Below are 20231 nucleotides of genomic sequence, written 5' to 3'. Positions count from 1 at the left end.
TGACGAGGTGGATGCTGCGGGGGAGGCAGACGCCGACGTGGTCGCCGGGGGTGATGCCGTGGTGGTGGAGGCGGTGGGCGAGTTTGTTGGCGGTGGTGTTGAGGTCGCGGTAGGTGTGGTGGGTGCCGTCGTGGTCGATCACGGCGATGGCGTTCGGGGTGTGTTCGGCGATGCGTTCGATGAGGTGGTGCAGGGGTTCGTGGTGGTATCCGGTGGTGGTGTCGTTCCAGTCGTGTAGCACCTGGTGGCGTTCCGCGGCCGGCATGATCTCGACCTCGCGGACAGGCTGCTCGGGTTGTGCGAGTCCGTTGGCGAGTGCGGTTATGTAGTGGTCGAGGAGCCTGTCGACACGGTCGGCGTCGAAGAGTTCGGTGGAGTATTCGGCGGCGATGCTGAGCTGGCCGTCGGGTGTTTCTTCGATGCTGACCGCGATGTCGAAGCGGGCGTTTCCGGTGGTGGCGTCGACAGGTTCGGCGGTGAGCGTGCCGAGACCCGACGCGCCCCGAGCGAGGGCTGGTTGCAGGGTGAGGCTGATCTGGAACAGCGGGTTGCGGCCGGTGACGCGCTCGGGTTGGAGGCTGTCGACGATGAGGCTGAAGGGGATGTCTTGGAGTGCGGTGGCTTCCAGGACGGTGTCGTGGCAGCGGTGGATGAGTTCGGTGAAGGTGGGGTCGCTGTCGAGACGGGTGCGCAGGACGACGGTGTTGGCGAAGTAGCCGACGAGGGATTCGATGACGGTCTGGGTGCGGCCGGAGAAGACCGAGCCGATGGGTAGGTCGGTTTGTCCGGTGTAGCGGTGCAGGACGGTGAGGAGTGCGGCTTGGTGGATGGCGAGGAAGGAGACTCGGTTGTCGCGGGCGTAGCGGCGCGCGGCGGCCGTCACGTCGTCGGGCAGTGGTCGGCCTATCCAGGCTCCGGCGCCGGTGGGGTGAGCCGGGCGCGGCCGGTCGGTGGGCAGATCCAGCGTCGGTAGGTCGGCGAGGGTGGTGCGCCAGCGGTCGAGTTGGCGGGTGAATTCGTCGTCGTTGAGGCGGGCGCGTTGCCAGGCCGCGTGGTCGGCGGGTTGTACGGGCAGGTCAGGCAAGGGGTCCGCGGTGGCGGTGCCGGTCTCGACGGCGTAGAGGCGGGTGAGTTCGGTGGTGAGGATTCCCACGGACCAGCCGTCGGCGACGATGTGGTGGGCTACGAGCACGAGTACGTGGTCGTCTGGTGCTATGCGGGCCAGGGCGGTGCGGAACACGGGTCCGGTCGCCAGGTCCAGACGGTGGTTGATTTGTTTGCCGACCCAGGTGTCGATGGTGTCGGCCGGGATGCTGACCGTGGGCAGGGGAAGGTCTGCCGGTGGGGGGTCGATGATCTGGTGGGGGAGTCCGTCGTGTTCGACGAAGCGGGTGCGCAGTGCTTCGTGTCGCACTACCAGCGCGTGTAGCGATCGCCGCAGGGCGGGTTCATCCAGCACGCCGTGCAGCCGTAGTGCGACGGGGAGGTGGTAGACCGTCGACGCCGGGTCGAGTTGATGCTCGAACCACAGCCCTTCCTGCTGACGCGTACACACCAACGCTTGCCCACGCGGCACCGGCACGACTCGCTTCGCGGCCAGCGCGGCCCGCTTACGGCTGAGTCGCCGCTCCAGCTCCGCGATCTCGTCGTCGAGGTCACCCGCACCGGTACGGTCGCCGCGGTCGTGTTCAGCCGTCGTGTCGGCGGGATCGGCGGGCTCGGGTAAACCGGCGAGTTTCAGATGGCCGGCGCCGCCGTGCCCGTTGTGAACCGTCGTGCCACGCTGCGGCGGCGAGGGCTCGAAGACATCCCCAAAACCGCCGACACCCATGCTTCTACCCACCTCCGCAATCTAGGGACGACCTCTCACGGGTGTCGTGTCGCCGGAACCGGGGGCGTGGTCGGCCCGAAGATGTGCAGTGCCAGGATTCGGTGACGGTGATAGTGCCGTCGGGTCGGCGACCATCGGACTGAACGCGACGATGGGTCGCCATGACCGGCGAAGGAGTCCGAGTTGATCGTGCTCGGATACAGCGGGCTCGGCGCGAGCGCCGCATACAAGCGCAAGATCCTTCCGGGTGCCGATCCGCGGACGGAACGGATGCGCCAGGGCCTGGACTCCGCCGCCGTACTGCTGGACGACCAGGGAGGGATCGTCGCCTCCGCCCAGGAACGCCACGACGGCGACAAGGGCACCGGCGCGTTCCCCGCCGACGCGATCAAAGCCTGCCTGCGCGAAGCCGGCGCGGACCTCGCGGACATCGACGTGGTCGCGCACGGCTTCGACTACGACCCGTCCCAGGACTGGTCCGCGAACGAGAACCTCGCTGGCTGGTACCAGAACGTCTACGCGCGCGAGGTGCAGCGCGCCATGCTGACCGCCGCGTTCCCGCAACTGGCCGGCACCCCGCTGGAGCACGTGCGCCACCACCAGGCGCACGCGGCGAGCGCCTACTACCTCAGCGGCTTCGACGAGGCGCTCGTGCTGGTGGCCGACGGGATGGGCGAGCAGGAGGCCATCACCGTCTTCCACGGGGAGGGCACCGAACTGACCCCGCAGGCGTCCTACCCGGTCGGCAGCTCGCTCGGCATCCTCTACGGCGCGCTTACCCACCACCTGGGGTTCCTGTTCAACATGGACGAGTACAAGGTGATGGGGCTGGCCCCGTACGGCGACCCGGCCAGGTACGCCGCCGCCTTCCGCAGCCTGGTCCGCCTGGGCCCGAAGGGGGCCGTGCAGGTTCCGGTCATCTACGCCGACCAGTCGCACACCGACCGGGAAACCCACGGTGCGATGCTGGAGGTCGTCGCCGACCTCGTCGGCCCGGCCCGCAACCCCCGCGAGCCGATCGAGGAACGGCATCTGGACATCGCCGCCGCACTGCAGCGGCGCGTGGAGGATGCGCTCATGCACGTGCTGAGCGCTCACCTCGACCGGACCCGCTCGCGCCGGCTGTGCCTGGCTGGCGGAGTGGCGTTGAACTGCACGGCTAACGGAGCCATCGCCCGTAGCGGCCTCGTCGAGGACCTGTTCGTCCAGCCGGCTGCCGGCGACGACGGTAGCGCCCTCGGCGCGGCGCTCGTCGCGGCACGCCGCCGCCGTCCCGCGCCGCCGAAGCGCATGACGATGCCGTACTGGGGAGAGGACTGCGATCCGGAGGCGGTGGCCAGCGCGATCGGCACGCTCCCCGACGACTTCCAGGTGAGCCAGCTGGCTCAGGACGAGCTGATCGAGGCCGTCGCCGACCGTATCGTCGCGGGCGAGGTCGTGGCCTGGTGCCACGGGAGGATGGAGTTCGGGCCGCGTGCCCTCGGCAACCGCAGCATCCTCGCCGATCCCCGCTCACCCACGATGCGGGAGCACCTGAACGGCATCATCAAGCAGCGGGAGGACTTCCGGCCGTTCGCGCCGGCGGTTCTCGCGGAGGAGGCGACCACCTACTTCGACATCCCCGACCGCTGGCTGTCGGCGTACCGGCACATGCTGCTCACCGCCCCGGTACGCAGCAAGTACCGCACCGAGCTGCCGGCTGTCACGCATGTCGACGGCTCGGCGCGGGTGCAGGTCGTCGACCGTGAGCAGTCGCCACTGTTCGCCTCGCTCCTGGAGGCGATCGGCGCGCGGACGGGCATGAGCGTGGTCCTGAACACCTCGTTCAACCTGCGCGGGCAACCGATCGTGCGGACCCCGGACGACGCCGTCGCCACGTACCGCCGCTCCGACATGGACGCGTTGGCCCTCGGCGACCGCCTGGTGGTGCGGGCACCCGCACCTGTCGGACCCGCCGCCGGCGCCTGACCGGGGCCTACATCGCTTGCTGGGAAGCGGTCCGGCGCGCCTTTTCGGCCCGCTTCTCAGCAAGCATCCGCTCCAGCTCGGCGATCTCGACAAGGTCGTCGTCCGGCGTGCCGGCGGCCGTGGTCTCGTCGATGCGTGCGGCGAGCTGTTCCAGGGTCGGGTCCTGGAACAGGTCCCGCGGGTCGAGTTCGATGGTGAAGCGGTCCCGGACCCGGGCGGTGAGCTGCGTGGTGTGCAGGGAGTTGGCACCCAGGTCGAAGAGGGTGTCGTCGGCACCGACCCGTTCGACACCGAGGAGATCCCGCCAGGTGTCGGCGAGCCATTGCTCGGTGTCGGTACGGGGCTGGCGGTACTCCGCGGTCCGCGGTCCGGGATCGGGCAGCCGGGCCGTGTCCAGCTTGCCGTTCGGCGTCAGCGGCAGTTCGGGCAGCGTCACGTACGCCGAGGGGACCATGTTGCCGGGCAGCCGCTGGGCGAGGTGCATCCGGACCTCGCCCACTGTCACGTCGCCGACGAGGTAGGCGGCGAGGTAGCTGTTGTCCCGAAGGACGACCGCGCACTGGCGGACACCGGGGTGCTGGGTGAGGGCGTGTTCGATCTCGCCGAGCTCGATCCGCAGGCCGCGGATCTTGACCTGCCGGTCGAGACGGCCGAGGTACTCGATTACGCCGTCCCTACGCCAACGGACCCGGTCACCTGTGGCGTACATCCGCTGGCCCGGCTGGTCGTCGTACGGATCGGGAAGGAACCGCTGCGCGGTGAGCGCCGCCCGGTTGTGGTAGCCGTGCGCGATCCCCGGGCCGGCGATGAACAGTTGGCCGGGTACGCCGACGGGGACCGGTCGCAGTCGCGCGTCGAGGACGTAGGTCCGCTGGTGGGGCAGCGCGGTGCCGATGGGCGGCGGGGTGTCCAGGGGCGTGCGGGGCAGCTCGTACTGGGTGCAGAAGACAGTGGTCTCGGTCGGGCCGTACACGTTGCGCAGGTCCAGGTCCGGCCGCGCCCAGCGGTTGGCCTGCTCGGTGCCGAGGACGTCGCCGCCGGTGAACACGAGCCGCAGGGCGCCCCCGGCCACCGCGTCGGGATCGAGCAGGCCGAGGATCGCCGGCGGGATGAAGGTCAGCGTGACGCGCTCGTCGCGGAGGAAGGCGGTGAACGCGGCCGGGTCGGCGATGGTCTCGTGCGGAGCGCTGACAATCGTCCCGCCGGCGAGCAACGTCGCGAAGCAGTCGAAGATGCTGGCGTCGAAGCTCGGATTGGCTGTCTGCGCGACCCGTTCGGCAGAGGTGACCGCCAGGACTTCCACGGCGTTGCGACAGAACGCGTGGGCCGACCGGTGGGGCACCAGGACACCCTTGGGCGTACCGGTGGACCCGGAGGTGTAGAGCAGGTAGGCAGGGTCGTCGGGGCGTACATCGGCGCCCGGCGCGGAATCGGGGCACATCGTGAGCCGGGCGTGCTCGTGTGGGTCGTCGAGGGACCAGTACGGTGTCCGCCCGCTGATCTCCTCGGCCGTCCGGGCCAGCGCGGTGGCGGTGAGCAGGAGGGATGCCTCGGCGTCGTCGAGCTGGAAGGCGAGCCGGGCCGGCGGTAGCTGCGGGTCCAGCATCGTCCAGGCCGCGCCGGCCTTCATCACCCCCAGTTGGGCTATCGCCAGGTGCGGTCCGCGGTTGAGCAGGAGTCCGACCACGTTGCCGGGGCCGACTCCTGCCTCGTTCAGCGCGTGGGCGAGCTGGTTGGATCGCCGATCCAGGTCGCCGTACGTCAGCTCACCGGCGGTCGGTCCCCGGTACCGCATCGCGACGCGGTCCGGATCGTGCCCGGTGACCACCTCGTGCAGCAGTCCTGCCGTGAATGCCGAGCCCGCAGCGGTGGGGTCCATCCTCACGCGCCTTCCCCGCCGGCGGCGTCCGCGACGCCGGTGACCGGCCCGCCTCGCGCCGGGTTCCAGTTGTGCAGGACCTCTCGCTGCTCGGCGTGGGACATGATCTCGACGTCCGTGGCGTGCAGGTCGGGCTCGGTGAGCCCGTGCGCGAGGGCGGTGGTGTAGTGATCGACGAGTCGTTCGATGCGGTCGGCGTGGAACAGCTCGGTGGAGTACTCCACCTCCAGATCCAGCCCTCCGTCGTCGGCGTCGTCCACATTGATGGCCACGTCGAACCGCGTGTGCCCGGTGGTGGCCTCGACCGGTTCGGCGATGAACCCACCGAACTGCGGGGCTTCGTCGGCCCGCTGCGCGGGCAGTAGCGAGAGGGCGATCTGGAACAGCGGGTTGCCCCCGGCGGTACGGTCCGGTTCGAGCGTGTCCACAACGAGGCTGAAGGGCACGGCCTGGTTGGCCGTCGCGTCCAGGACGGTGTCGTGGCAGCGGCGGACCAGCTCGGCGAATGTGGGCTCGCCGTCGAGGTCGGTACGCAGGACGACGGCGTTGACGAAGTATCCGACGAGCGGTTCGAGCTCGGTCCGGGTGCGACCGGAGAACACCGAGCCGACGGGAAGGTCGCTCTGTCCGGTGTACCGGTTCAGGACCACAAGCAGGGCCGCCTGGAGGACTGCCAGGAACGACACGTGGTGGTGCAGTGCGTACGCCCGCGCACCTGCCGCGACGTCGTCGGGGATGCGTCGGCGGACGCCGGCACCCGCGCCGGTGGGGCGGACGGGTCGTGGACGGTCGGTCGGGAAGTCGACGGTGGGCAGGTCGGCGAGCCGCGTCCGCCAGTAGCCGAGCTGCCGTTCCAGCTCTTCCCCGGTGAGCTGGCCACGCTGCCAGACGGCGTGGTCGGCCGGCTGCACTGTCAGGTCGGGAAGCCGCACCTGCTCGCCGGTGGTTCCGGCGGCGTACAGCGCGGCAAGTTCCTCGATCAGGATGCGGGCCGACAGGCCGTCGGCTATGACGTGGTGGACGACCACGACGAGGACGTGCTCGTCGGGACCGAGGCGGGCCAGTGCGACGCGGTGCAGGGGCCCGGTCGCCAGGTCCATCGGTTGGCGGATGAGGTCGGCGGCCCAGTGCTCGACCTGCTCCTGCGCCAGGTCGACGACGGGTAGCGTCAGGGCCGCCGGCGGCGGGTCGATGACCTGCCTGGGAAGGCCGTCGACCGCCACGAACCGGGTCCGGAGCGCCTCGTGCCGCACCACCAGGTCCCCCAGGGCCCGCTCCAACGCCGGCACCTGCATCGCGCCGCGCAACCGGGTCGCGAAGCCGATGTGGTACGCGGCGGACGTGCGGTCGAGTTGCTGCACGAGCCACAGGGCCTCCTGCTGGTACGTGCAGACCAGCGGGCCGTTGCGCGGAACCGGCACGATCCGATCGACGGCTGGGAGGGGCTCGGTCCTGTCCAGCAGGTCGGCGAGCTGCTCGAGGCTGGAGCTGGTGAACAGGTGGCGCGGGGCGAGTTCGATGTTGAGATGGTCGCGAATGCGGACGGTCAGCTGGGTGGCGTGCAGCGAGTTCGCGCCGAGGGCGAAGAAGTCGTCATCGACGCCGACCTGCTCGACACCGAGGAGGTCGCGCCAGGTGTCGACGAGCCACCGTTCGGTCCCGGTCCGGGCACCGACCGTCTCCGTTGCCGCCTGCTCGGGTTCGGGCAGGCGGGCGGTGTCGAGCTTGCCGCTGTGCGTGACCGGCAGTTCGGCGAGCGCGACCCACGCTGTCGGGGTCATGTAGGCGGGCAGCCGTTCGGCGACGTACGCCCGGAGCTTGCCCAGGTCCGCGCCGCCGACGACGTAGGCGGCGAGACGGCCCGCTTCGCGGACGGCGACGGCGCACTGGCGGATGCCGGGGTGCTGGGCGAGGACGTGTTCGATCTCGCCCAGCTCGATCCGCTGGCCGCCGATCTTGACCTGGCTGTCCTGCCGGCCGAGGTACTCCAGCACGCCGTCGGCGCGCCAGCGGGCGAGGTCTCCGGTGGCGTACATGCGCCGCCCGGGCGGACCGTACGGGTCGGGAAGGAACCGCTGTGCGGTGAGCGCCGGCTGGTGGTGGTACCCGTGGGCCAGACCGGCTCCGGCGAGGAACAGCTGGCCGGCGATCCCGATCGGTGCCGGCCGCAGCAGGTCGTCGAGGACGTAGGTCCTGGTGTTCGCGATCGGCCGTCCGATCGGGACGGTCTCCGCGTCCGGCGTGCAGCGCCACGCGGTGACGTCGATGGACGCCTCGGTCGGCCCGTAGAGGTTGTGCACCTCGACGTGCGGCCAGGTGGACATGAACCTGCGCACGGTGTCGGCGGCCAGGGCCTCACCGCTGCTGAAGACACGCCGCACGCTCGGCAGGGGGTCGGAGCCGACGGCGTCGAGGAAACTGTTCAGCATCGTGGGTACGAAGTGCAGTGTGGTGACGCCCGCGCGGTTGATCAACTCGTGCAGGTACCGGGGGTCACCGTGGCCTCCGGGCTTGGCGAGGACGAGGGTGGCCCCGGTGACCAGGGGCCAGAAGAACTCCCACACCGACACGTCGAAGCCGTACGGCGTCTTCTGGAGCACCCGGTCGTCGGCCTGAAGCCGGTAGGCGTCCTGCATCCAGGCGATCCGGTTGTGCACGCCCCGGTGCGGGACCTGCACGGCCTTCGGAGTCCCGGTCGAGCCCGAGGTGTAGAGCAGGTAGGCGGGATCGTCCAGCTCGCCGCCGCCGTCCGGCACCGTGGCCGGCTCGGCGGCAAGGGCCTGCCGCTCGGTGTCGAGCGCGATGACCGTCGGGAATGACGAGGCATGGGCGGCGTCGGTGACCACGACCGCCGGTGCGGCGTCTTCAAGCATGAAGGCCAGGCGCTGCGGCGGCAGGTCGGGCTCGAGGGGCACGTAGGCGCCGCCGGCCTTCCACGTGGCGAGCAGGGCCGTGACCAGGTCGGCACCACGCCGCAGGCAGACGCCGACACGGGTGTCCGGGCCGACGCCGACGCGGCGCAGACGGTGGGCGAGCTGGTTGGCGGCCGAGTCGAGCTGCCGATAGGTGTACGGGGTGCCGTCGTGGTCGACGACAGCGACCGCGTCGGGGGTGGCGTCGGCGGTGGCCTCCACAAGCCGGTGCACCGGTTCGGCCGGGTAGTCCACCGACGTGTCGTTCCAGGCGTGCAGCAGCTGGTGCCGTTCGCCGTCGGTGAGGTGCTCGATTCGGCTCACCGGCTGGTGCGGCTCCCGCAGACCGTGGGTGAGGGCGGCGGTGAAGTGGGAGGCGAAACGGTCGATGCGGTCGGCGTCGAACAGCTCCGTGGCGTACATCACGGAGAGCTCCAGCGCGCTGCCCGGACCGTCGACCACCAGGACGTTCAGGTCGAAGCGGGTGTGGTCGCCGCTGGTGTCCAAAAGCTCAGTGGTGATGTCGCCAAGCGTCGGCACGTCGACGGCGGCTCCGGCGGGTTGCAGCGTGACGGCCACCTGGAACAGCGGGTTGCGACCGGCGACACGCTCCGGCTGCAGAGCGTCGACCACAAGGCTGAACGGGATGTCCTGGTGGCTGGTGGCTTCCAGCACTGTGTCGTGGCAGCGACGGACGAGATCGGCGAAGCCGGGATCGCCCTCAAGGCTGGTGCGCAGCACCATCGAGTTGACGAAGAAGCCGACCAGGGGTTCGAGATCGCCCCGGTTGCGTCCGGAGAAGACCGATCCGACCGGCAGGTCCACCTGCCCCGTGTACCGGTGCAGCACTGTCAGCACCGTGGCCTGCATGAGCGCGAGGATCGACACGCCGTTGGAGCGTGCGTAGGCGCGGGCCGCGTCGGCCAGCTCGCTCGGCAGGTTACGCGACTGGAAGGCGCCGCTGCCTCGGGGCTCGGTAGGGCGGGGACGATCGGTTGGCAGGTCCACAGTGGATAGCTCAGCCAGCCGGCTACGCCAGTAGTCACGCTGACGGTCGAGCCGGTCACCGTCGAGCCAGCGGCGCTGCCAGACCGCGTGGTCGGCCGGCTGGATCGGCAGGTCGGGGAGCCGGGCCTCGGGACCACCCGTCTCGGCGGTGTAGAGCATCGACAGCTCGCCGGCCAGGACGCGCATCGACCATCCGTCACACACGATGTGGTTCACGACGAACACGAGCACGTGCTCCCGCGGGCTGACGCGGGCCAGCGACGTACGCAGCAGCGGCCCGGTCGCCAGGTCCATCGGTCGATGAATCTCGTCGGCCGTCCACTTCTCGATCCCGTCGGCGGGCAGGTCCACAACGGGGAGCGGCCGGATCCCCGGCGGCGGATCGACGACCTGCCGGGGCACGCCGCCCTCGTCCACGAACCGCGTGCGCAGGGCCTCGTGACGAACGACGAGGGCGTGCCATGCCCGCTCCAGCGCCGGTACGTCGAGGTCGCCGTGCAGCTTGAGCACGAACGGGATGTGGTACGTCGACGACAGCGGGTCCAGCTGCTGGATGAACCAGGCGCCCTCCTGCTGGTACGTGCACGGCAGCGAGCCCTCCCGCGGCACCGGGAGGATCCGGCGGGCTTGGGCGAGCCACTCCCGCTCCGCCCGCTTCTCGGCGAGCCGTCGCTCCAGATCAGCCCGCGAGGGAGCGACCTGCTCACGCCGGTCGCGTGGCATCACAGAAGACATCCGTCACCGCCGAGCCGGCGTCGGGGCGGAGGCCGGCTGGTCCGCGGAGGCCGGTGGGCCGGCGGCGGCCGGCAGGTCCACGGAGGCCGATGGGCCCGCGGACGCCGGATCCAGCTGGGCGCCGGGTGTGACGTCCGGAAGGTCGTCCACGCGCCGCAGGTGAACGCTCCGGGACACGAGGGCGACGACGACTGCGACGAAGACGGCCCCTCCCATCATGACGAGGGCCCAGCTGCGGCCGGGCGCGTCACCGACGAGCGCCGAGACCCCCGGCGACCGCACCTCGTCGCGGCCGACGACGGTGACGAGACCCGCTCCGACCGTCACCACGATCGTGGAGCCGATCATGTGCGGCCCGGCGACCATGAGGTTCTTGAAGCCCATCGCCCGCCCGAGGTGCTGGGAAGCCACCTTGGAGTGCAGCACCGTCTGCACGCAGGCGATGAAGACCGCAGTGCTGCCCAGGGCGATGAAGGCGGCGACCGCCATCACCGCGACGTTGGGTCGTGCGGCGGCCACGAGGAGCGCCACGGCGAAGACGAGCCCCGCCGACAGCAGGCCGCGGGCGAGGCGGCGGGGCCGGCCGGTGACGATCATGATGATGCTCGTGATGAGCATGCCGACCCACCCCGACGCGAAGACGATCACCGTTCCGCCCTCGCCGGCGAACGAGAAGACGTTCTCGGGCCCGGCACCTTCGAGGATCGCGATGACGCAGCTGACGCCCGCCAGGAAACCCAGCACCGGCAGCAGTCCCGGCCGGGACCGCAGGTGCGACCAGGTCGAGAGCACCTCCGCGCCGATCGACCGCCGTGCCGCGGCGTCGGCGTCCTTCGGCACGACCGGGATGTCGAGGGTGAGCACCACGAGGATGGCGACCACCACCGCCGCGCACTCGAGCAGGATCACGCCCACCGGTGCGACGACGGTCAGGGCGAGGGCCACGACCAGCGGCCCCAGGACCACCCCCGTGACGGTCAGCAGCATCCGCGGGGCGTTGGCCCGGATGAGGTGCTGCCTCGGGACGAGCAGCGGCACCGCCGACTCCAGTGCTGCCAACTGCGGCGCCTTGAGGATGGCGTCGATGGCCAGGACGGCGATGAGCGGCCACAGCAGGGGGACGTCCAGGAGCAGCACGACGACGAGCGCGCCCAGGTTGATGAGGTAGCCGATGCTGCTGGCGAGCAGCACCCGCCGGTGCCCGTAACGGTCCACGAGCGCTCCGGCGAGCGGGGAGAGGAACGCGAACGGTGCGAACAGGATGAGGAACGCGAAGATGAGCGCGGCGAGCGAGTCGAACTCCGCGAAGATGTCGAGGCGGAACACCAGGACGGTAAGCGCCGCGGCGAACACCACGAGCCACTGGGAACACCACAGGAGAACGAACGTACGTATTCTGGCTGGCGGGCCGGTGTCGGGCCGACGGGTGGAGGTTTCGGCGTCGGCGGTCGACATCGGCGCTACCTGCTCTCGTCTCGTCGCGGCGTTGAGCCTCGGGTCGTACGTCAGGATCTCGACGGCGTTGCGTGGTGTCTTGTCACACGAACCGGGGTCCGGTCGACGGGTCAGTCGACAGTCGCGGGAGACTCGGCGACGCAGAGAACCCCCCGGTTGCCGTCCTGGTCGGCGATGACTGTGAGCGACGGCGTGCCGCTGTCGTCGACGACGGTCCCACCTGCGGCGACGACAGCCGCGATTCGCTGTTCGGCCACCTCGCGGGGCACGTAGACCTCGATGTGGAAGCGCTGGCCGGGGGCGTCGCCGTTGCCGGCGTCGCCGAACCACAGGTTCGGCACGCGGCCCGTGGCGTCCCGGATCTCGTCGCCGGGCGTCCCGTGGCCCTGGGCCCCGGGGTTGCCTGTCAACAACGCGGCCCACACCGGGGCGATGGTCGCGGAGTCCGCGGTGTCGAGGCCGAGTTCGATGAGGCTGACCGAGGCCGGATCGGCCTTGAGCCCGTGGTCGGCGGCGATCTCGGTGATCCGTCGGGCGAGATCGACGTCCTGCTGCGTCACCCATTCGATGACGTGTTCGGTGCCTTCGTCGTCGCGGTAGATCGCGTCGGCGCTGACCAGCTTGAGGTCGACGTGCCCGGTGCCGAGCGACGCGCTCGGGTGGTGCCCGAGCGCGTCGCCGGCCTCGCCGACCGCAGCGACGAACCGCGCGCCGGTACTGAAGTCGTCGACCAGATAGCGGGCATGCAGTCCCTGGGCGAGCTTGCGCCAGTCGGTGAGCTTCGCGTTGGCGATCTCGTCGCCCTTCAGCATGTCCATGGTCGGGACTCGTTTCGTCGTTCGGTCAACGGATTCGTGCTCGGCGCGGCGTGCGCGCCGTTACCGGGTCACACGGACTGGCGTCCCGGCGCCGGTTCGGTGGCGCCGACCGGTGCGAGGTCCTCGGTGGACCGGGGCGGCTGGTCGTCCGGAATCACGTCCGGCAGGTCCTGCTCCAGGCCACGCAGCCCACGGCTGCGGGTCGCGAGGAGCGCTACCACTGCGGCCACCCCGACCCCGATCAGCATAATCACGAGGGCCCAGCCGCGGCCGGGACCATCACCGATGAATGCCGCGAGGATCGGCGAGCTGACATCGTCCCAGCCCTCCCCGGGAGGCCTGCCGCTGTAGGTGAAGTCGCTCGAGAGAAATGCCACGCCGAGCGCGATCGCTCCGACGTCCCCGACGATGTGCGACAGCGTGACCGAGGTGTTCTTCAAACCGAACACGCGACCGAGCAGGTGCGGCGGGATCTTGAGGTGCATCACGGTCTGGAAGCTGGCGATGATGACTGCGAGGCTGCCCATCGCGACGAAGCCGCCGGCGGACATCAGGATGAGATCCGGCCGGAACGCGGCCGCGCAGAGCGCCAGGGCGAATACGAGCCCGGCGCCGAGCAGGCCGCTCATCACCAGCTTGCGGGGTACGCCCCAGAACACCATCAGGATGGTCGCGACGACCATCCCGAGCCAGCACGACGTGGACACCACGATGGCGCCGCTATCCGGCGAGAAGCCGAGCACGGCCCCGCTCGAGGCGGGCTCGAGGGCGCCGAGGGTGCCGCTGACGAGGGCCAGGAAACCCACCATCGTCAGCAGACCCCGCCGGACGCGGAGGTGTTGCCATGCGTCGACGACATCCCTGCCCAGTGACTGACGGGGCGCGTCACCGTCCGGCCTCTTGACGACAGGGATGTTAGAGGTGATCACGACGCAGATGGCGATCACCACCAACAGGCACTCCGCCAGGACGATCGTGACCGGCTTGGCGACGCTCAACAGCAGGTAGGCGAACAGCGGCCCCGCGAGGACGAACGTCGCGGTCATCAGCATCCGTGGGCCGTTCGCCCGCCCGTAGTGACGCTTCGGTACGAGCAGAGGCACCACCGACTCGATCGCGGCCAACTGAAGCGTTCTCAAGATCGTGGAGATACCGGCCGCCGAGACGGCGTACAGCGCCCCACCGACGCCGGTGACCATCACGACGACGAGAACCAGGAGGTTCAGCAGCGTGCCGATGTTGCTGATCAGCAGCGCGCGCCGATGGCCGTAACGATCCACGAACGCGCCGGCGAACGGGGACAGGATCGGGAAGGGCACGAACAGGATGGCGTAGGCGATGGCGATCAACCAGATGGGATTGAAATCCACGAAGATGTTGAGCTCGAGCGCGAAGACCGTGAAGCTCACGGCAGCGCAGGCGAGCCACTGCGAAACCCAGAGACGGACGTACGTGCGGGTTCCGGACGCCGGTAATGCGTCCGACTGATCCTGCGGTGGTCCGGTCTTGACAGTTGTCATTGATGCCTCCTGCTCTCGTCAGGTCGGTGCGGTAGCCGTTCGGTTGCGACGATGGGGAACCTGTGGTTCATCGGTGCCTTCGTATTCGTGGTGGATCGCGTCGACACTGACCAGATGGGAAGCCGGCACCGGTCGCGCGCGCACGTTCCCCGGAGCCGTACGCGCACGACCGGCACGTCATGCGGACCGGCCTCCCGGCGTCGCCGTCGCCTCGCTGGCGCGGACGGGTGTGAGGTCCTCGGTCGGTCGGGACAGCCGGTCCATCGGTGTGACGTCCGGCAGGTCGTCCTCCACGTGGAGCAACGCGGGCTTGCGGTACCTGAGGTAGGCGACGACAGCACCCACGCCGAGCCCGATCAACATCATGAAGAGGGCCCAACCACGCCCGGGGCCGTCGCCGATGATCACCTTGAGGAACGGCGAGTCCACATCGTCCCAACCGTGGCCCTGCCGCCATCCCCACACGCCGCCGCCGGAGTCTTTGCCGCTGTTGGCGAAGATGCTGATGCCCAGCACCAGCGTTCCGACGTCGCCGACGATGTGCGACATCGTGACCGCCGTGTTCTTGAGGCCGACGGCGCGACCGAGGTAACGCTGCTCGACCTTGAGGTGCATCACGGTCTGGAAGGTGGCGATGACGACCGCGAGGCTGCCCATCGCGATGAAACCGCCGACGCACAGCAGGATGAGGTTCGGCCGTACCGCCGCCGCGACGAGCGCCACGGCGAACACGAGCCCGGCACCGAGCAGGCCGCCCATCACCAGCTTGCGGGGTACGCCCCACACCACCATCAGGATGCTCGCGACGACCATGCCGAGCCAGCACGACGTGGACACCGCGATGGCGCCGCTGTCGTCGGCGAAGCCCAGAACCGTACCGCTGGCCGCGACTTCGAGCGCGCCGAGGACGCCGCTCACGATGGCCAGGAACCCCACCATCGTCAGCAGCCCCCTGCGGGCACGCAGGGTGCGGTACGCGTCGGCGACGTCCCGGCCGAGCGACTGGGTGGTCGCCTCGGGGCTGGGCCTGTCGACGCCAGGGAACTGGATCCTGGACACGACGATGATGGCGATGACCACCAGCACGCACTCGGCGATGACGATCGTCGATGGTGCGAAAACGCTCAGCAGCAGGTAGGCGAGGAGCGGTCCAGCGAGGACGAACGTGCCGGTCAGCAGCATGCGTGGGCCGTTGGCGCGCCCGTAGTGGCGCTTCGGCACCAGCAGGGGCACCACCGACTCGATGGCGGCCAGCTGCAAGGTCCGCAGGATCGTCGAGATGCCGACCGCGCAGACCGCGTAGAACGGGGTGCCGAGGCCGCTGATCATCATGTAGGCGAGGATCGACAGGTTGAGAAGCGTGCCGATGTTGCTGATCAGCAGTGCCGGCCGTTGGCCGTACCGATCGACGAAGGCGCCGGCGAACGGTGAGAGGATCGGGAAGGGCACGAACAGGACGGCGTACGCGGCGGCGACGATCCAGACCGCGCTGAAGTCCACGAAGATGTTTACGCTGATCACGAAGACCGTGAAGCTCACCGCGGCGCATGCCAGCCACTGCGAGATCCACAGAATTATGTACGTACGAATTCCAGACGCCGGTAGTGCGTCCGACCGAACCGCTGACGGTTCGGCCTCGACATTCGTCATGGGTGCCTCCTGCTCAGGTCAGGCCGGCGCGACCGCGTCGGTCGCGCACTTCGGAACGTAGGAGTCATCCATCGACGTGTCTTGTCACTGGAACCGGGTCCGGCTGGTCACGGCCGCCGCCCGGTCGCCACGAGGTGCGGGCCGATGCCCAGCAGTTCGGGCACCCGTTCGTGCGCTCGTGCGCTCGCGAGGATCGCCTCGTGGCCCAGGGGGTCGTCCATGCGTTCGGTGAGGTCGGTCAGCAGGAAGGCAGAGCCTTCGACGCTGACCAGGTCGGTCATGTCGAGGCCGGCGGAGGAGAACTCCAACTCCAACTCGTCCGGCCGGTGCGTGTAGGCCGTGTAGCCGCCCCGGGCCAGCGGCGGAAGGACCCCCGTCTCCTCCACCTCGTCGATGTGGGCAAGCATCTCCGGACCCCGCTCGTAGATCCGTTCCCGCAGGACCCCGTCCATCCGCGCCGCCCAGCGCGAGATGGCGGACGCGAACACGGCGCCGCCGGGCGCGACGATGCGCCGCGCCTCCCGGAGCACCTGCACCCGGTCGGCCAGGCGGGGGAGGTGGTACAGCGGTCCGAGCAGGAGCACCGCCGCGACGCTCTCGTCGCCGAGGTCGAGGCTGCGCGCGTCGCCGACGGCGGTCTCCACGTCGGTGCCCGGCCGGATGGCCGCTCGCAACTGCTCGACGTACAGGGGAACGATGTCGCGGTGCACCACCCGGTAGCCGAGTTCGGCCAGCCAGAGCGCGTAGCGGCCGGTACCGCCCCCGATGTCGGCGATGACAGCGGGCGCTGGCGGCAGGTGCCGCAGCAGGATCTCCTGCGTCCGCTCGAACTCGAGCCGGCCGTGGCCGGAGGCGGCGACCTCCCGCTCCTCCTCCTCGCTGGTCGTGTAGAACGCGGTCAGCTCCTCGGCGAGGTCGTCGGTCTCGGCGAGCTGTCGTTCCAGCTCGGCGATCTCGGCATCGAGCTCGTCCTCCTCGCTCGTCCGGCCGCCGGTCGCGAGCGCGGAGGCGAGCGCGCGCACGCTCGGGTTCAACGCGAGCAGCGTGACGGAGGCGCCCTCGATGCGGCCGACCGCCCGGACGGCGCCGAAGGAGTCGCCGCCCATGTCGAAGAAGCTCGTGGTGACGTCGACCTCGGCCAGCTCGAGGATGTCGCGGTAGACCGTCGCGATCGCCTCCTCCTCTGGTGTCGCGGGCGGGACCACTGGTCCGGTCGGCGCGTCCACGAACGACGCGGAGTCGTGCCTGTCCGGTGACGCGATCACGGGCCCGGCGGCGGCCACGACCTGCTCGACGCGGTCGGCCCCGATGATCGCCCTCAAGGTGCTGAACAGGCAGTCGAGGACGCCGTCGGCGAAGCCGGGTTCGAAGCGGTTCTCGTGGAGCAGCAGCTGCACCTCGGACACCGGCGCGGGCGTCACGATCAGCGCCATCGGGACGCTGACCTTGTCGAAGGTCGCCTGCGAGCGCACTGTGAGCTGTCCCTGCGGCGAGCCCCCGGCCTGGACGCCGAACGAGTGGTTGTCGAGCACGAACAGGCTGTCGAACAACTGCTGGCCCGGGGCGCCGGCCCACTTCTTGATGTCGGAGAGCGGGCTGAACTCGTAGCGGCGGATGTCGGCGTACCGGGTCTGTAGCTCGTGTAGCCACGGCCCCAGGTCGCCCTCGGACGGAACGCTGAAGCGGACCGGCAGGGTGTTGACGAACATGCCGATCATGCGGTCCACCCCGGGCAGCTCCGCGGGCCGGCCGGAGCTGACACAGCCGAAGACGATGTCGGAGCGCCCGCTGTAGCGGCCCAGCACGACGGCCCACGCCGCGTGCAGGACGGTGTTGAGGGTGACCCGGTGACGGGAGGCAGCGTCGCGCAGGCCCTCCTCGACGGCTGGCGGAAGGCTCACGACGTGCCGGTCGACACCGCCGGTGCCGTGGTGGGGGTCCACCGGGCGCATCCCGGCCAGGGTGGCCGGGGTGACACCGTCCATGACCTCCTTCCAGAAGGTCCTCGCCGCGTCCATGTCCTGGCGTTGCAGCCACGCGATGTAGTCGCGGAAAGGCGGCGCGGGCGGAGGCAGCGGGCCGCCACCGGTCAGGGACTGGTAGTGGGCCATCACCTCGTTCATGAAGATCGGCACCGACCAGCCGTCGAGGAGCAGGTGGTGATGGGTCCAGGCCAGGGCGTGCCGATCGTCCCCGAGACGGATGAGGTGCAGTCGCTGGAGCGGGGCTGCGGCGACGTCGAAGCCGGTGGCGCGGTCCTCGGCCATCATCGCGTCGAGCCGTTCCTGTTGCTCGTCCTCGCTCAGCGCGGACCAGTCGTCCTGGTGCGCCGGCGGCGTGACGTCCCGATGCACGACCTGAAGCGGCTTGTCGTCGCCGTCCCAGTGGAACGACGTCCGCAGCGCGGGGTGCGACTCGAACACCTGCCGCCAGGCCCGAACCATCGCGTCGACGTCCAGGCTTCCCTCGACGATGTAGACGTGCTGGCCGAGGTACATGTCGGTCGCGCCGTCGTGGACCGTGTGCAGCAGCATGCCCTGCTGCAACGGGGACAGCTCGTAGATGTCGTCGACGTTGGACGTGCTCACGGAAGCTCCTGCCTCCGCGCAGGGTCCTCATCGGTGCAATCCGCTGGTCGGACCGGCGCGGCAACGGTCGGGCGGTGCAGTGCGAATCTAGGAGCCGGGCGCGGGAGGTGTCCCGTCACACGAACCGGGGGCCGCAGGCTCCGGCCCCTGCTCCAGCACCCTCCGTACGACCGCCGCGAGGTCCCGCACATGGGGCGGGCGCAGCATCGTGAAGTGGTCACCGGGCACCGTGAGGTGCTCCAGGCGGGGTGCGTGGGCCTGCCACGCTGACACGTCGTCCGTCGCCCTGTTGTCTTCTGCGGTCACGAGCACCAGCCGGCCGAGGTAGTTCCGTGGCCGGTACGCGGCATAGTGCGCGATGTTCGTGGCGAACGCCCGCATCCTGGTCCGCAGGTCGTCGTGGGTGTCCGGAGGTGCCAGCCCGGCCTGGGCCAGCACGTCCAGGGCCACAGTGTCCAGCGCCTGGCGGTCGAGCCCCCGCAACGCGTCGAGGTCGACGTCCGGCAGGGGCACGCCTGCCGTGCCGGCCGTGTCGAGGACGAACCAGGTGAGCGTCTCCAGGTCGGTCGGGTTCTGGCCAGGGACCGGCAGGGCCGAGTCCAGCGCCAGGACGACGCCGACCTCCTCTCCGGCGTCCCGGAGCTGCCCGGCCATCTCCATCGCGACGGGGCCTCCAAGTGACCAGCCACCGAGGTGGTACGGGCCGTGCGGCTGGACGCCGCGGACCAGGTCGAGGTAGCGGCCGGCCCGCTCGGCGAGGCTGCCGGCGGGGGCGGTGCCGTGCAGCTCAGGGTCCTCGATGGCGTACACCGGCTGGTCGTCGCCGAGCATCGTCGCCAGCGTCAGGTAGTGGGTCACCGCCCCGCCGACCGGGTGCACCAGGAACAGCGGGGACTGCGATCCACGGGGCTGGAGCCCGACGAGCGGGCCGTTGGCCTCGGCCGGCGCTTTGGCGCTCTCGTCAAGGTGCCTGGCGAAGTCCTCGAGGACCGGGTTGGCGAACACGTGCCGGAGATGGACGTCGAGGCCGAGCCCGTCGCGGACCCGTGCGGCGAGCTGGGTGGTGTGCAGCGAGTTGGCACCAAGGTCGAAGAAGTTGTCTCCGGCGCCGACCCGCTCGACGCGCAGAAGGTTCTCCCACACCTCGGCCAGCCACCGCTCGGTGTCGGTACGCGGTTCGACGTGCCCGGCCTCCGGCGGTGGCGCGGGCTCGGGCAGTCGGGCGGTGTCCAGCTTGCCGTGTGGTGTGACAGGCAGATCCGGGAGTGCGACAACAGTCGTGGGGACCATGTACGTCGGCAGTCGGTCGGCGAGGAACCGGCGTACGTCGGCGGGATCCGCGTCGCCGACGATGTAACCGATCAGGACGCCGTGGCGGACCGCTACCGCGCTCCGGTCGACCGCGGCGTGCTGGCACAGGGCGTGTTCGATGTCGCCGAGTTCGACGCGCTGACCGTGGAGCTTGATCTGTCGGTCGGTCCGGCCGAGGTATTCGAGTGTGCCGTCGGAGCGCCAGCGGGCGAGGTCACCGGTGGCGTACATGCGTTGTCCGGGTGGTCCGTACGGGTCGGTCCGGAACCGCTCGGCGGTCAGACCGGGGCGGTTGTGGTAGCCGTGGGCGAGGCCGGTGCCGGCGATGTGGAGTTCTCCGGCGATACCGATGGGGGTGGGGCGTAGTCGGTTGTCGAGTACGTAGGCGCGGGTGTTGGCAATGGGTTGTCCGATGGGGACGGTGGTGGAGTCCGGTTGGCATTGCCAGGCGGTGACGTCGATGGATGCTTCGGTGGGTCCGTAGAGGTTGTGGAGTTCGATGTGGGGCCAGGTGGTGAGGAAGCGGTGTGCGGTGTCTGGTGGTAGTGCTTCGCCG

General features: G+C 70.1%; 10 protein-coding genes. 1 reads left to right on the top strand and 9 read right to left on the bottom strand.

Translation table 11 applies throughout. The features are described from left to right. Positions 1-1843 (bottom strand): condensation domain-containing protein (locus tag ADK66_RS22840; protein WP_157552838.1); only part of this gene is annotated, 1843 nt, incomplete at its 3' end. A gap of 177 nt (positions 1844-2020) precedes the next feature. Here ADK66_RS22840 and ADK66_RS22835 point away from each other — a divergent pair. Further along, on the top strand, positions 2021-3799 hold the full coding sequence (locus ADK66_RS22835) for a carbamoyltransferase C-terminal domain-containing protein (RefSeq protein WP_231640150.1): 1779 nt from the start codon (positions 2021-2023) through the stop codon (positions 3797-3799). A gap of 7 nt (positions 3800-3806) precedes the next feature. On the opposite strand, the gene ADK66_RS22830 is transcribed toward ADK66_RS22835, so the two are convergent. The 8 genes from ADK66_RS22830 to ADK66_RS22795 form a co-directional block, all read right to left on the bottom strand. Next, positions 3807-5678, bottom strand: coding sequence for a non-ribosomal peptide synthetase (locus tag ADK66_RS22830; RefSeq protein WP_053658634.1), 1872 nt, complete (start codon positions 5676-5678; stop codon positions 3807-3809). Positions 5679-5680: 2 nt separating this feature from the next. Then, complete coding sequence (locus tag ADK66_RS22825) at positions 5681-10333, bottom strand: non-ribosomal peptide synthetase (protein WP_082377613.1); 4653 nt, start codon at positions 10331-10333, stop codon at positions 5681-5683. 3 nt (positions 10334-10336) lie between these two features. Beyond that, positions 10337-11788 carry an MFS transporter gene (locus ADK66_RS22820; protein WP_082377612.1) on the bottom strand — a complete coding sequence of 484 codons (1452 nt, stop codon included), beginning with the start codon at positions 11786-11788 and terminating at the stop codon, positions 10337-10339. A 110-nt stretch (positions 11789-11898) separates the two neighbouring features. Next, entirely contained in the window at positions 11899-12606 is a 708-nt protein-coding gene (locus ADK66_RS22815) for a VOC family protein (protein ID WP_053658630.1), read from the bottom strand. A 68-nt stretch (positions 12607-12674) separates the two neighbouring features. Continuing rightward, positions 12675-14126 (bottom strand): MFS transporter, encoded by a 1452-nt coding sequence (locus ADK66_RS22810; RefSeq protein WP_082377611.1) that lies wholly within the window; start codon positions 14124-14126, stop codon positions 12675-12677. A 177-nt stretch (positions 14127-14303) separates the two neighbouring features. Beyond that, positions 14304-15776: an MFS transporter gene (locus ADK66_RS22805; RefSeq protein WP_082377610.1), complete on the bottom strand. Its 1473-nt coding sequence runs from the start codon at positions 15774-15776 to the stop codon at positions 14304-14306. Positions 15777-15883: 107 nt separating this feature from the next. Next, positions 15884-18364, bottom strand: a complete 2481-nt coding sequence (locus ADK66_RS22800; protein ID WP_053658627.1) for a condensation domain-containing protein — start codon at positions 18362-18364, stop codon at positions 15884-15886. Between the two features lie 87 nt (positions 18365-18451). After that, on the bottom strand, positions 18452-20231 hold a 1780-nt coding region (locus tag ADK66_RS22795), incomplete at its 5' end, for a thioesterase domain-containing protein (RefSeq protein ID WP_157552835.1).

It is taken from the genome of Micromonospora sp. NRRL B-16802 (assembly GCF_001279555.1).
In the GTDB taxonomy this organism is placed as follows: domain Bacteria; phylum Actinomycetota; class Actinomycetes; order Mycobacteriales; family Micromonosporaceae; genus Micromonospora; species Micromonospora profundi.
This window is presented reverse-complemented; position numbering and strand designations above follow the sequence as displayed.

What these genes read in the sequence shown, in the direction of transcription:
- ADK66_RS22830 (WP_053658634.1), bottom strand. Translation starts at nt 5,678, where the DNA reads ATGGACCCCACCGCTGCGGGCTCGGCATTCACGGCAGGACTGCTGCAC.
- ADK66_RS22825 (WP_082377613.1), bottom strand. Translation starts at nt 10,333, where the DNA reads ATGTCTTCTGTGATGCCACGCGACCGGCGTGAGCAGGTCGCTCCCTCG.
- ADK66_RS22820 (WP_082377612.1), bottom strand. Translation starts at nt 11,788, where the DNA reads ATGTCGACCGCCGACGCCGAAACCTCCACCCGTCGGCCCGACACCGGC.
- ADK66_RS22815 (WP_053658630.1), bottom strand. Translation starts at nt 12,606, where the DNA reads ATGGACATGCTGAAGGGCGACGAGATCGCCAACGCGAAGCTCACCGAC.
- ADK66_RS22810 (WP_082377611.1), bottom strand. Translation starts at nt 14,126, where the DNA reads ATGACAACTGTCAAGACCGGACCACCGCAGGATCAGTCGGACGCATTA.
- ADK66_RS22805 (WP_082377610.1), bottom strand. Translation starts at nt 15,776, where the DNA reads ATGACGAATGTCGAGGCCGAACCGTCAGCGGTTCGGTCGGACGCACTA.